Source organism: Acetobacter sp. DmW_043, assembly GCF_002153485.1.
Lineage (GTDB): Bacteria > Pseudomonadota > Alphaproteobacteria > Acetobacterales > Acetobacteraceae > Acetobacter > Acetobacter thailandicus.
The window spans coordinates 60,002-74,235 of the sequence record NZ_JOMN01000022.1; the positions used below are offsets into that span (position 1 = coordinate 60,002).

Genomic DNA, 14,234 nt, shown 5'->3' on the forward strand with positions numbered 1-14,234 from the left:
CACATCGCCGGTAAAGCACAATATCCTTTACTGGTTTTGTGTTTTGAAGCCCTCTTTCATGCAGGAATAAAGCCCCTATGAATCTGATCAGTGAACTTTCAGTTGTTGCTACGGTATCAGCCTTCTGGCTGGTGGCGATGATTGTGCCCGGGCTTGATTTTCTGCTTGTGACACGGCTGGCTGTGATGCGCGGTAAAGCTGCGGCTCTCAGGGCAACTTTTGGCGTGGCTGTGGGGGTGGGCATATGGGGGCTTGCAGGGTTTTTTGGTGTCAGAACACTGTTTATTGCTGCGCCCTGGCTTTACATGCTGCTTAAAATTGTTGGTGGACTTTATCTTTTCCTCACCGGTTTCAGACTTTTCATGAGCAGCTGGCAAAAGAAAACAGCGCAGAGCGGGCACACAGAGCTGGTTTCTGGCACAACACGTGCGTTCAGGGTCGGGTTACTGACAAACCTTGCAAACCCGAAAGCCCCGGTTTTTGTGTCGGGTCTTTTTGCTGCGGCATTGCCACAGCATGCTTCAGTTCAGCTGGGGCTGACGTGTGTGGCTGCCATGTTTGTTATTGCTATGGCATGGTTTGCGCTGGTTGCAACACTTCTCAGCCTTAAAAGTGTTTCTCGTATTTTCATGAGTTTTCAGAAATGGATCGACCGTTGCGCTGGTCTGGCTTTTATGGCGCTGGGGCTGCGCTTTGTTACTGAGCGCTCGCCTGGCTGACATGTGCAGGGGCGGGGTGAGATAACGCCTCCACATTCCGCGCTGACAGAGTATGATGGCGTTTCATATCAGGAGACCTCTTGCTTTCTTTCTGGAAAGAAAGTTATAAGCGGGGGGTGAATCGTCATGTCGGAAACAGGAATGAAAATCGGACGCCCGAAAGAAATCTCAGACGAACACATCCTTGCTGTGGCCCGCCGCTGCTTTCTCGAGCGCGGAGGCGGTATCGCAGCAGCGGACATCGCACGCGAGATCGGTGTCAGCCATACAACGCTCTTTAACCGTTTTGGTTCAAAGCAGGGGCTTATGCTGGCAGCGCTGGGGGCGCCGAAAGATATTCACTGGATCGGCACACTCGAGGCCGGGCCGGATAACCGGCCTGTTAAGGAGCAGCTTGTTGAAATTTCCTGTACAATAGCCGTGTTTTTTGAAAATCTTAATGCGGGTTTTTCAGTTCTTCAGGCCAGTGGCATTGATACTGATGCGCTGTGCACGGGTGATAACCCCGAGACCTCAGCACCCGCACGGGCTTTTCGTGCGCTGACTGAGTGGATCGGCCGTGCACAGCAGCAGGAAAAACTGGCTTACTGTGATGCACAGGTACTGGCCTCAACATTGCTCGGTGTGCTGCATAACCGTGCTTTTTCAAACCGCGTGTGCGGAGAAGGCGGCTCTGACAGGGCAACAGACAAAAGTCATGTTGCTGACGTGATCACCCTGTTATGGGACGGAATAAAGCCGTCATCATAGCGGGCCTTTCTCTCGGGCATGCTCGCACATCATGTGTCATGCCCTTTAAGGAGCTGATGAGTATGACGGATATCTGGCAGCCTGTTACCCTTGGCAAAATGACTCTGCCAAACCGCTTTGTTATGGCACCTATGACCCGCAGCCGCGCGCAGTATGATGGCACGCCTGGCCCCCTGGCCGCGGAGTATTATGCACAGCGTGCCAGTGTCGGGCTGATTGTGGCCGAGGGCACACAACCTTCGGCTGACGGGCAGGGTTATATGATGACCCCCGGCATCTACACTCAGGCACATATTGACGGCTGGCAGAAAGTGACCTCAGCCGTTCATGCCGCAAACGGGCATATCTATATTCAGCTTATGCATGCCGGGCGTATGTCACACCCTGATAACACCCCTCATCATCGTCAGGCCGTGGCGCCCTCTGCCATTGCACCGGGCACAGGTATGTTTACGGCAAAAGGCATGCAGGATATTCCGCCCCCGCGTGCGCTGAGCACGGCGGAGGTCCGTCAGACAGTGCAGGACTTCCGTCATGCTGCAAAATGCGCAGCTGAAGCCGGTGCAGATGGTGTCGAAATTCATGGTGCTAATGCGTATCTTATTCAGCAGTTTTTCGCACCTGGCGCAAACACCCGCACGGACGAGTATGGCGGTTCGATCGAAAACCGCGCACGTTTTGCCCTTGAAGTTGCACAGGCTATTGCTGAAGAAATTGGTGCTGAGCGCACAGCCATTCGTTTCTCACCTGGCACAACCCTGTGGGGCATTGACGAGGGGGCAGACTACCCAGAACTTTATCGCTACCTGATGACAGAGCTGAATAAGCTCGGCCTGTCTTATGTGCACATTATGCATCAGGGAAATGACGCACTGCTGGCCGATATACGCCGCATCTGGTCGGGTAAACTGATTATTAACCGCCCGGGCCGCCCCCGTGAGGAGATCGGGCATGACGTGGCCAGTGGTCTGGCTGACCTTGAGGCCTATGGTCAGATGATTCTGGCTAACCCTGATTTTCTGGCCCGGCTGAAGGCTGATGCCCCGCTGAATGATGCTGACCGTATGACCTTCTTTGGTGGTGATGAAAAGGGATATACCGACTATCCCATATTGTGAGTCTGTTTACACTCTGCCCCGCACTGTGATGGTGCGGGGCAGGGCAGAAATTATGCGGCGTGCAGGGCATCCTCCGGGGTGGAGGCTGAGCCAAACACTTCGTGCTTGATGCGGCTTTCCGGCACGCCTTCGGCTTTCAGCCCGGCAATGACTGATTGCATAAAGGCGTCAGGCCCGCACAGATAATACAGGGCATCAGCCGGTGTATGGGCTTTCAGCCATGCGGCAGAAATATGCCCCTCATGTGTCTGCACATTCTGCCCGGCTGCGGCGGTGTCGTTTTTGCGGGTATAGAAAATGTCAGCCTGCACTGTTCCGTCTTTTGCCAGCTCACGCACGCGCGGCCCAAAGGCTTCGCTCTGCGGGGTGTGGGTGCCGTGCACATAATGCAGCGGTGCTTTCCGTCCGGCCTTATGTGCGGCCTCGGCCATCGCAATAAAGGGGGTCAGCCCCACGCCGGCACTCAGCAGCACAACCGGGTGGTTTGCAGTTTCTTCTGGCAGGGTGAAGGTGCCAGCAGGTGCTGACACGAGCAGTTCGGTGCCTTCTTTTGCGTGGTCATGCAGCCAGCCTGAGACCAGCCCGCCCGCTGCACGTTTAACACTGATGCGGTAGCCCCTGGAGTCGGGAGCTGATGAAATGCTGTAATTACGCCGCTGTGAGCCTTCGCCCGGCACGGTGATGTTGAAGGTAAGATACTGCCCGGGTTTATGCAGCACAACGGGTTTGCCGTCTGTGGGCTCAAGCCGGAAGGAGGTGACATCGCCACTTTCTGCCACGCGCTGACGAATGGTGAATGCACGCCAGCCGCGCCAGCCACCGGGGGCCTCTTCTTTTTCTTTATAAAGCTGGCTTTCGCGGTTCATCAGCACGTCGGCGAGAAACTGATAGGCATTGCCCCAGGCCTGCATGATTTCAGGTGTGGCGGCGTCACCCAGTACATGGGCAATAGCCCCCAGCAGGGCCTGACCGACATGCGGGTAGTGCTCGGGCAGAATGTTCAGCCCTACATGTTTTTCAGCAATGCGTTCGATCATGCCGGTCAGTGTGCCCAGGTCATTAATATGGCGGGCATAGGCCAGCACGGCCATGGCCAGGGCAGTGGGCTGCTCGCCGCTTTTCTGGTGTGAGCGGTTAAACAGTTCGGCAATGGCCGGGTCAGCCAGCAGGCGTGAATACATTTCGCGGGTGATATCGAGACCGTGTGCTTCCAGCGCGGGAATGCAGGCAGTAACGATAGCGCGGGTCTGGTCGTCGAGTGATGCGGTCACGGACTCTCTCCTTTAAAGATGTAAACTTTATACATCTTTAAATAGCATCTGGTAAACAAGATGTCAATTTGTTAATGTTTAGTTTATGCGCCTTACTCTTCATACCGACTACGCTTTGCGTACTCTTCTCTATCTCGGGGTTCACACTGATCGCCGTGTGTCCATTCACGAGATCGCCCGAGTCTATAAGATTTCGGAAAACCACCTCGTGAAGGTGATCCATCATCTTGGCAAAGGCGGGTTTCTCAGCACGTTTCGTGGTCGTCACGGCGGGCTTGAGCTGGCCAGACCTGCCGATAAGATTCGGATCGGTGATGTTGTGCGCTACACGGAGGAGGAGATGGTTTTGCTGGCCTGCATGGCCCCGCCTGAGGCAGAGCAGGAAGAAATTGTTACAGAGTGTATTTTATCAGGCGGGTGTGTTTTACGTTCAGGGCTGGCAAAAGCGATGGATGCATTTATGGCCGTGCTCGATGACTACACCCTGGATGATATGCTGACCCCCTATGAGCGCCTGGTGCTGAGCAATAAGGCAGGGCTGGCTTCAGGGGCGGAGGATTAGTGTTTTTTGTACTAAAAAATCATGACATTACAGTTAATAATTAACTTAATAGCCAGTAAATGAATTTTATATAATGGCAGAGCTATGGCATGCAAATCTTTGTAGTACCGCTGCTTAGCGTTCAGTTTGTGTCATAAATCTGAACATAAAATGCTCTGAGTGAGAAAATTTACAAAATAACGGATTAAAAGCTGGCGCGTCTTCCTGTATGCGACAGGTAGCGAAACAAAAGGTCAGCTTCTTTATCTCATGCTGCATTTTATGCCTGACACTCCTCTGTCCCTTGTTATACTTATTATATGCAGCGTTCTTGTCTGCGTATTTGAGTTTGTAAACGGGTTCCATGACACAGCAAATGCTGTGGCAACCGTGATCTACACCCGCTCCCTGAAGCCTGTTCAGGCTGTTGTGCTCTCGGGAGTGATGAATTTTGCCGGTGTTCTGGCTGGTGGTCTGAGCGTGGCTTACGCTCTGGTTGAGCTTTTGCCGCCTGATGTGCTGACCCCGCCAAATGGTGCGCCGGCAGTGCCTATGCTGTTTTCTCTCTTCGGGGCAGCCCTGTCCTGGAACCTGCTGACATGGCGTGCCGGCATTCCTAACTCCAGCTCTCACTGCATCATCGGCTCTATCATTGGGGTCGCCGTGGGTGATGCCCTTGTTCACGGCCGTCATTATCGTGAGGGTATCGACTGGCCTCAGGTTTTAAAGGTGCTTGAGGCTCTGGCAGTCTCGCCGATTCTTGGTCTGGTCGGGGCGGGGCTCTTTTACTGCGTGCTGAAGATGTTTGTGAAAGACAAAGCCCTTTTTGAGCCGCCTCAGGGGCACCAGCCCCCGCGTGGCTGGGTGCGCTGGCTGCTGATCGGCTCGTGCACCGGGGTCAGTTTTTCGCACGGCAGTAATGACGGTCAGAAAAGTATTGGTCTGATTATGCTGACAGTTGCCGGGCTCTGGCCGGCGTTATACGCGCTCAACCCGCAGCATCAGCACACGCTGCCGGTAACTGTGAGCGAAGCACACGAGATCCGTTCTGTGCTGGATATGTATGACCATGATGTGCTGCGCTCTGATGCGATGATTGCAGCACAGCACCTGCAGACAGAGAACTCCCTGCTCGATAAACCAATTCTTAACGGCCCGCTGCCGCCGCTCGTGACTGTGCGTTCTGATGTGTTTCAGATTGTGGCAGCACTTAAAAAAATCTCCCTTGATAAAGCCGTGCCGTCTCAGGTGCGCCATCAGGCTGCTCATTTGCGTATGAAACTGCGCCCGGTTGTTGAGTTCGCCCCCTGGTGGGTCAGGCTGCTGAGCGCTCTTTGTCTCAGCCTTGGTACCATGGTGGGCTATAAGCGTATTGTCAGCACCCTGGGGGAGAAAATAGGCCGCACGCATCTGACCCCTGCCCAGGGGGCCTCTTCAGAGCTGGTCGGGGCGGGCCTTATTCTTACAGCGGGCTATACCGGTCTGCCTGTCAGCACCACGCATATTGTGACGGCTGGTATCGCAGGCAGTATGCTGGGGGCTGGCTCTGGCCTGCAATGGGGCACCATGCGCCGTATTATGCTGGCCTGGGTTGCGACCCTGCCGGTCACTATCGTTCTGTCAGCGGGGTTATTTTACCTGCTCAGCCATTAAGGCACGGTTGTTTGTGTTGCCTGCGGGCAGCATGAATGACAGACTCATACTGTCATTTACTGGCGTTTAAGGGTGCTTCGTTTCCGGGCATCTCCATGATTTGTGTGAGGATCTTTTTATGACATCTTCCCGGGCTACTGTTCTGGTAACAGGTGCAACAGCAGGTTTTGGTCATGCTATTGCACTGCGACTGGTTAAAGACGGCTACCGTGTAATTGCCACAGGCCGCCGTAAAGACCGTCTTGATGCTCTGGCGCAGGAGGCCGGGCCGGCACTTTTGCCTTTTGTGCTTGATGTGACAGATGCTGAAGCGGTTGAGAAACTGCCTGCCTCTTTGCCTGCCGGCTGGCAGGAGGTCGATGTGCTGGTGAATAATGCGGGTCTGGCCCTGGGGCTTGAAAAAGCCTGGAAGGCAACTGCCCTCGACTGGGAGCGGATGATCGCCACGAATGTCACGGGGCTGACCGCTATGACCCGTGTGCTTCTGCCCGGCATGGTTGCGCGCAACAGGGGGCACATTATTGCTCTTGGCAGCACAGCAGGCATTTATCCTTACCCTGGTGCTAATGTTTATGGGGCCAGTAAAGCATTTGTGTCGCAGTTTATGCGCAATCTGCGCAGTGACCTGCTGGGTGTGCGTGTCAGAGTGACCAATATCGCCCCCGGGCTGTGTGGCGGCAGTGAGTTCAGCGAAGTGCGCCTTGGTGATAAATCAAAGGCTGCAGCTGTGTATGACGGCACAGAGCCGCTTTTGCCTGAGGATATTGCCGAGACGATCTCCTGGGTTCTGGGTTTGCCGGCGCATGTGAATATTAACCAGATTGAGATGATGCCCGTTTGTCAGGCTTCGGCGGGTCTTGCCGTCGACCGGAGCATGGGCCGGGCGTCAGATGTATAACTTTTTGAAACTATTTTTCTTTTTTAGTTAATTTTTTGTATACTAATGACGAATTTTATAATAGTTAACTATCTTGCAACGATGTGGGAGGCATTTTACATTCCCCTCATAATCTGAGGGGCTCCTGCTCATTAAAAGAGCAGGGTGGTGGCATGAGGCTGCCGGGTGGCTGAGTGCGCTGCCCTCCCTTTCGTTTCAGTACAAAGCAGTAATGTTCTGTCAGGACTATTCACCTGGACGGAGAGTGGTGTGTCATTATCTTTTTATACCTGTCTTCTTGTCATGTTTGGTGGAGCACTCGGGTCGCTTCTGCGTCATGTTGTCAGCGTTCTGACAGCACCTTACAGCCGCATAATGCCCTGGGGCACTATTTTTGCTGTTAATACCGTTGGTTCGTTTGTTATTGCCTTTTTTGCGACACTGACTATGGCAGACGGGCGCTACCCTATGTCTGATAATATGCGCCTGCTGGTGATGACGGGTATATGTGGCGGTTATACGACCTTTTCCACATTCAGCTGGCAAACATTTGAGTTTTTGCGCACGGGGGCGGTCGGCCGTGCCTTACTGACAGTCATATTGTCAGTTGTTATGTGCATTGGTGCGGCTTCTGCCGGTTATATTACGGCTGTCTGTTTTAATTTTCAGACCATGCAGGCAGTTGAAGTTGAGAAACATAAAGATATATAATTTCTTAATAAAGTATTGATTAAGTAGTTTATTTTTCAGTTTTTTTGTTCTTGAAATAAAAGAAATGGCACATATTAGTATGTGCCATTTTAATTTTTATTAAAAAAATGTTATTTAAATAATACCATCCTCCCGTCAGAGGAGGAATCTCTGTAAAACAGGAGGTTAGGTTTCGTGAATACTGATCAGGACATTGCTGTCATCGGGATAGGATGTCGGCTGCCCGCATCTGTAGAGACGCCGGAGCAGTTCTGGACATTTCTTTGCCAGCAGGGTGATGCATCTTCCGGTGTTCCGGCTGACCGCTGGAGTGTAAAGCGGTTTTATGCGCCTGATTATGACACGCCAGGTAAAACCTATATGCAGCGCGGGTCGTTCCTTGATCAGAAACTCGCGGATATGGAACCGCTGTTTTTTGGTATTTCCCCGCGTGAAGCCGTTATTATTGACACACAGCAGCGCGTTTTACTTGAAGTCGCGTGGGAGGCGTTAGAAAACGCCGGCATTCTGCCAGGTTCGCTCGCCGGGTCGCAGACCGGTGTTTATATGGGGTCATTCTCGCTCGACAGGCTTGTGGTCAGCGGCTCATCTGACAGCCGCCCGCTTATCCGCGATCATTACGCCGCAACAGCGGCCTCTGCCACCATGCTTGCCGCACGTCTTTCTTACAATTTTGATCTTCATGGGCCGTCAATGTCGATCGACACGGCGTGTTCCTCGTCTCTTGTGGCGGTTCATCAGGCCTGCGTCAGTCTGCGTCATGGCGAAACCTCTCTGGCTCTGGCTGGCGGGGTGAACATTATGGGCGCGCCTTCAGCGTCGATCACGATGTCAAAAGGCCATTTTATCTCGAAGGATGGCCGCTGCAAAAGTTTCTCTGATGATGCTGACGGATATGGCCGCGGAGAGGGGTGTGGCATAGTTGTGCTTAAACGCCTGGCAGATGCTGTGCGTGATGGCGATATTATCCATGGTGTAATCGCCGCTTCGGGTGTGAACCAGGACGGGCATACTTTCTCACTCACAATGCCCGATGAAGAAGCGCAGGCAGACCTGATTGAGCGCGTGGCTGAACGTGCAGACATCGACCTTGCCGCGGTAGGCTATGCTGAGGCCCACGGTACAGGCACCCCGGTCGGTGACCCGATTGAGGCCCGTGCTCTGGGGCGCGCTGTAGGGCAGGCCCGTAAAGCGACAGGCAGGCCGCTGCTTGTGGGGTCTATGAAGGCGAATTTTGGGCATCTTGAAGGGGCCGCAGGCGTTGCGGGGCTGATTAAAGCCGTGCTGTGCCTGAAAAATGCACAGGTGCCCCCGCAGGCGAATCTGACAGTTCTGAATAAAAATATTCCGTTTGATGAGCTGAATCTGCGTGTTCCTGTTAAGGATATGGTCGCGCTTGATACGGCAAAAGATATCTATTCTGTTGTTAATTCCTTTGGTTATGGCGGCACAAATGCTGTTGCTGTTTTGCGGGCCTGCCCTGAAAAAACAAAAACCGTTACGGCACAGCATGACGAGGCAGAGCGCCCTGAGGGGCATTACCTGCTGCCTGTTACGGCATTTACCGAAAGCTCACTGAAAAAAATTGCAGCCAGTTATGCGACTCTGCTGTCTGACAGCTCTGTCGATCTGGCGGATATGTGCTTCTCTGCGGCAACAACGCGAACACCCCTTGAGTATTATGCAACGGTGCTCGCTAAAACCCGTGATGAAGCTGCTGCTGCTCTGAACGCGCTCGCCGCCGGCGCTGAGAGTGCTGCTGTTGTCAGGGGCAGAAAACAGGCCGAAAACCCCATGGGTGGCCCGGTTTTTGTGTTCTCTGGTATGGGTTCACAGGTTGAGGGCATGATGGCTCTGCTGTCGCATGACCTGCCGGCACCGGCCCGTGCAATGGCTGAGAAGTGCGATGCCCTGTTTGCTAAGTTGCTTGGCTTCTCTCTGACAGAGTTCCTCTCCTTACCTGAGAATGCTGCCGAAGTGCATAAAACGCAGCTCGCCCAGCCTGCTATTTTCCTTGTGCAGATGACATTGTTCGAAGCTCTGCGTTTTTATGGTGTGACCCCGGCTGCGGTTACAGGTCATAGCGTGGGTGAGGTTGCGGCAGCCTGTGCGGCAGGCGTGCTGACCCTCGAAGATGCGGTGACGATTGCTTATTATCGCAGCCAGCATCAGAGCACACTGGCTGGCACGGGTGCGATGCTGGCCGTGGGGCTGAATCAGGAGGAGGCAGAGGAGCGCTTTGTTTCTCGTTTTGGTCAGGGTGTCTGCACAGCTGTAGTAAACAGCAGCCGCCTGACCGTGCTGTCAGGGCCGCAAGAAACTCTCAGTATTATTGCTGATATCTGTAAGAAGAATAAAATCTTCAGTAAATTCCTGCCGGTTGAGCTGCCATATCATAATCCTGCAATGGAGAAGATTGAGGCCGGGTTTAAGAAAGATATTGCCGCTATCCCCTTCAGCCGACCGGTATATCCGCTCTATTCTACGGTTACGGCCAGCCGGTGTGATGATGCTTTTTGTCATGATGCAGCCTACTGGTATGACAATACCCGTCTGCCTGTGCGTTTTAGTGACACGGTCGAAGCTCTGGCTGAAGATGGAGCCCGTGTTTTTATCGAAATTGCCGCGCAGCCGGTTCTGATCAGTTCGCTGCGTGATGTGGCCAGAACTGTTACCGGCAATGCGACCATTCTGAGCTGCGTTGATACAAAAAAATATGACGAGCCCTTTATCGCCCGCACCCTGGCGCATCTGTTCATGGCGGGGGTCTCTCCCGACTGGGCGCGTGTAAGCGGTGGTGAGCGTATTGTGCTGCCACATTACGCCTGGACGCGTGAAAGCTTCTGGGTGGAGACACGTCTCTCCCGTCAGGACAGGCTGGACGAGACTGTCTACCCGGTTTTAGGCATGCAGGCCCCTGCGTCTCTGCCGACCTGGCTTGCCAGTGTAAACACAAACTATATGCCCTGGCTGCCTGACCATCAGATTGATGATCTGTGCCTCTTCCCGGCAGCAGGATATATCGAAGGTGCTGTTGCACTTCATGCTGTGCGCGAGAAGACTGACGAGGTTATTCTCGAAGATATTGCGATTGATAAAGCCCTGCTGCTCGATGACAGGCTGGCAGATGTGCAGATGAGCTGGGTTTTTAACCCGGCAGATCACAGTCTGACCGTGGCTTCGCGTGATATAAATGATGATGACAGTGTCTGGGTGCCGCACGCGACGATGAAAATTCTGAGCAGCGCGCCCTGGCCTGTTGCTGCCCCTGAGGTGACATTGCCTTATGCAGAGGGCAGCGTGCTGCATGCGGTCATGCCTCAGAAATTTTATGAAGAAATTAAAGAGTATGGTTTTGCTTATGGTCCGTCTTTTCAGACAATCATAAGTCTTGATATCGGGGATAAAATCTCACGCTCTGCGCTGAAGCTGGCTGACGAGCATGCGGGGGCAGCTGATGAATATTTTCTGCACCCCACTTTGTGGGACGGCGCATTTCAGACGCTGATTGCCGCAGGCTATGGCACGGCAAAAGGTACGCTGTTTGTGCCAACAGGCATTCGTCAGGTCAGGCTGTATCACAAGGGCCTGTCAGCGGTGCGTGTGCATTGTGTACTGACAAAGAAAACGGCCTCTGACATTCAGGGTAATATTCTGATTGTCACAGAAAGCGGTGAGCTGGTTGCCGAGATTAAAGATTTCACAGCCAGAGCGATCAGAACAGCAGCCCGCAGCAATGATGACCTGCGGCGTAAAATTTATCGTAATGCGTGGGTAAAAACAGAGGATAAAAACATCCTTCTTGAAGAGAAGAAGGTGATTATCTGTGGTGCCCCCTCAGAACTTGCAAAGCGTGTGGCCGCAGAGCTTGCGCTTTATGCGGTTGAGGCTGAGCAGGTCAGTGAGCCAGCACCGTGCAGTATTGACCCTGAGCTTTATAACAGCATCATTTATGTTGCTGACAAAAATGAAGAAGATCTTGGTATTGCCGAGCTGTGGAAGGTTAAAACCTTCTTTGATGCAGTTATTGAAAAAACAGAGCGTGAGCGCAGCTGTGTTGTGCATGTTCTCACCTCAGGGGCTGTAGCGCCTTACCCGCTTGAAAAAGGGAAAACACTGGCCCCTGACCAGGCTGCTGTCAGAGGTTTTGTGCGTGGGATACAGGCTGAAAAAAGTAATCTGTCGATTAAGCTGGTAGATATTGGCACCACCCCGGATGAGGATGTTATGCGCGCGCTGTGTGCAGAAATTCTCAATGGTGAAGACCCTGAGGAGATGGAGGACGACGTTCTTCTCACCCCGCAGGCGCGTTTTGCAGGCCGCCTGCAGCGCAGTGAGGAGCCTCCTGCGCCGCAGCTTCTCCCCTTTTCGGCTGATGAGAGGGATGAAAATGGTGCTCTCGTTGCCGTGCGCCTGGAAACAGTTAAGGGGGCTGCCTTTGATGCACTGTACTATGAGCGGTTTGTCTGCCCGAAACTGAAAAAAGACGAGGTTCTGTTTCGTATTCTGGCAACAGCTCTTAATTTTAAAGATATTCTTAAAGCAACAGGCCTTTTGCCTGACAGCATTATGGATGGCACCTTCCATGGTCATGAAATGGGCTCTGAAGCGACGACTGAAGTTGTTGCTGTGGGTGAGGGTGTTACCGGTTATGAAACTGGTAAACGCTACGTTATTTCATGGCCCGGCGGTTTTGCGACCCATCTGGTAGCCCTTGCCAGTGAGATGATCAGCTACCCGCTCGATGCGCTCGATGTTGATTATCTGCAGGCATCAACCCTGCCGATTGCCTCAGCCACAGCCTATTGCTCGCTGGTTAAACTGGCCCGCCTGCAAAAAGGTGAGAGTGTGCTTATTCATGCCGGTACAGGTGGCGTGGGTATGACAGCCATTTATATTGCGCAGCATATTGGTGCCCGTATTTTTGCAACGGCTGGCAGTGAAGCCAAACGCGCTTACCTTAAAGAGCTTGGGTGTGAGCAGGTCTGGAGTTCAAGAACGCTGGAGTTTGCGGAGGGCATTCGTGACGTGACGCAGGGGCGTGGCGTTGATGTTGTACTCAATTCTCTGCCAGGTGATGCGCTGTCGCATAGTGTGGCTGTTGTTGCCCCTTATGGCCGCTTTGTTGAAATTGGCAAAAAAGACATTATCGAAAATAATGGTCTTCCGCTTATGCCATTTAATCAGAACATGGCGTTCTTCTCCTTCGACCTTGACCGGATGATGCTGGAGCAGAAGGAGGATGTGCGTGAGCTGATGAAAGAAATGGCGCAGCTGCACAGGCAGGGCGTTATTAAACTGCCGGCTGTTACGGGCTATCCGGCGGCTAAGGTGGCTGATGCGTTCCGTTTCCTTGCATCATCCGCTCACATTGGTAAAGTTGTTGTTGATTACACAAAGCTTGAGGATGTTACAGCTTATCCTCTGCCACGCAGGCAGCCGGTTGTCAGGTCTGATGTGACCTATCTGGTCACGGGCGGCGCTGGTGGCTTTGGTTTTGCGACTGTTAAGTGGCTGCTCGACCAGGGGGCTAAACATTTTGTGCTTGTCGGCCGCCGCCCTGAAACGGATGAGGATGTGACAGAGAAGCTGGCTTTCCTCAGAGAGTGTGATGCCAGTGTGCTGTATTTCTCAGCTGATTGTGCCAGTGAAAAAGACCTTGATATGGTTTTTGCTCAGGCACAGAAAAAACTACCTCCCATTAAAGGGGTTTTCCATTGTGCGGCTGTGCTTGATGATGCGCTTGTCGTTAACATGACGCAGGAAAAAATTGCAAAGGTTATGACCACAAAAGCGAAAGCTGCGGTTTTTCTTGATAAAAAAACGCAGAATATGACGCTTGATTATTTTGTAATGTATGCATCAGCCACGACCATGCTGGGTAATATCGGGCAGAGTAATTATATGGCGGCCAACACTGTGCTGAATGCATTGTCGTGGAACCGTTTTAACCGTGGCCTGCCTTCTCTGACTGTTGACTGGGGTGGCATTGCTGATGTGGGTATGCTGAGCCGCAATGATGTTGCGGCCAGAACCCTCGAAATGGTGGGGCTGCGCAGCATTACAGCGCGCCAGGCGCTTGATGCCCTGCCGGTGATGCTGTCGTTTGACCTGCCCGACCTGGGTTATATGGATATTGACTGGGAAAAATGGAGTAAGTCTGCGCGCACCAGCACACGTTTGCTGCGTTTTTCACAGGTTGTTCTGAACAGTCTTGGTAATGCCGTTACCAGTGAGCGGCTCGCAAGGCTTGTCAGGCTGCCTGATAAAGAACGTCTGCCCTATGTCATTGAGCAGATGAAAGCACTTATTTCAGAGACAACGCATGTCAAACCTGAAGATATTGCTTCGACTGCGCGCCTGTCTGAGCTGGGTATTGATTCTCTTGCCGCAGTTGAGTTGCAGACCTCAGTGAAAAATGAGCTTGGTGTTGAAATTTCTGTTCTGCACCTGGCAAAAGATAACACTATTGAGAATATGTCGAAATTTATTCTCGATCGTATCAATGTAAAAAATATAACGTCTTCTGAGAGTGAATAAATTTAAGTAAAAAAGACTTAAAATATTATTATTTTCCTTTTTATTTTTTACAAA

The 14,234-nt window shown here is 52.6% G+C and carries 9 protein-coding genes; 8 read left to right on the forward strand and 1 reads right to left on the reverse strand.

The window, feature by feature from the left end; translation table 11 throughout:
• Window positions 1-77 precede the first annotated feature (77 nt).
• The 3 genes from HK11_RS07760 to HK11_RS07770 all read left to right on the forward strand — a co-directional run bounded on the left by HK11_RS07760 (window position 78) and on the right by HK11_RS07770 (window position 2,587).
• The gene (locus tag HK11_RS07760) at window positions 78-719 is read left to right on the forward strand and encodes a LysE family transporter (RefSeq protein WP_198943240.1); all 642 of its coding nucleotides are present in this window, start codon (window positions 78-80) and stop codon (window positions 717-719) included.
• Between the two features lie 141 nt (window positions 720-860).
• Window positions 861-1,469 (forward strand): TetR/AcrR family transcriptional regulator, encoded by a 609-nt coding sequence (locus tag HK11_RS07765; RefSeq protein ID WP_086554779.1) that lies wholly within the window; start codon window positions 861-863, stop codon window positions 1,467-1,469.
• Between the two features lie 62 nt (window positions 1,470-1,531).
• Window positions 1,532-2,587, forward strand: a complete 1,056-nt coding sequence (locus tag HK11_RS07770) for an alkene reductase (RefSeq protein WP_086554808.1) — start codon at window positions 1,532-1,534, stop codon at window positions 2,585-2,587.
• Between the two features lie 50 nt (window positions 2,588-2,637).
• Here HK11_RS07770 and hmpA read toward each other — a convergent pair whose 3' ends face one another.
• The gene (gene hmpA / locus HK11_RS07775; protein WP_086554780.1) at window positions 2,638-3,858 is read right to left on the reverse strand and encodes an NO-inducible flavohemoprotein; all 1,221 of its coding nucleotides are present in this window, start codon (window positions 3,856-3,858) and stop codon (window positions 2,638-2,640) included.
• Between the two features lie 85 nt (window positions 3,859-3,943).
• Here hmpA and HK11_RS07780 point away from each other — a divergent pair, with 85 nt between their 5' ends.
• The 5 genes from HK11_RS07780 to HK11_RS07800 all read left to right on the forward strand — a co-directional run bounded on the left by HK11_RS07780 (window position 3,944) and on the right by HK11_RS07800 (window position 14,180).
• The gene (locus HK11_RS07780) at window positions 3,944-4,420 is read left to right on the forward strand and encodes an Rrf2 family transcriptional regulator (protein WP_086554781.1); all 477 of its coding nucleotides are present in this window, start codon (window positions 3,944-3,946) and stop codon (window positions 4,418-4,420) included.
• Between the two features lie 249 nt (window positions 4,421-4,669).
• The gene (locus HK11_RS07785) at window positions 4,670-6,052 is read left to right on the forward strand and encodes an inorganic phosphate transporter (RefSeq protein ID WP_086554782.1); all 1,383 of its coding nucleotides are present in this window, start codon (window positions 4,670-4,672) and stop codon (window positions 6,050-6,052) included.
• Between the two features lie 118 nt (window positions 6,053-6,170).
• On the forward strand, window positions 6,171-6,950 hold the full coding sequence (locus HK11_RS07790; RefSeq protein ID WP_086554783.1) for an SDR family NAD(P)-dependent oxidoreductase: 780 nt from the start codon (window positions 6,171-6,173) through the stop codon (window positions 6,948-6,950).
• Window positions 6,951-7,232: 282 nt separating this feature from the next.
• Window positions 7,233-7,640 (forward strand): CrcB family protein, encoded by a 408-nt coding sequence (locus HK11_RS07795; protein ID WP_086554809.1) that lies wholly within the window; start codon window positions 7,233-7,235, stop codon window positions 7,638-7,640.
• 174 nt (window positions 7,641-7,814) lie between these two features.
• A complete protein-coding gene (locus tag HK11_RS07800) occupies window positions 7,815-14,180 on the forward strand; it encodes a type I polyketide synthase (RefSeq protein WP_086554784.1) in 6,366 nt (2,121 codons plus the stop codon).
• The last annotated feature ends 54 nt before the right edge of the window (window positions 14,181-14,234 follow it).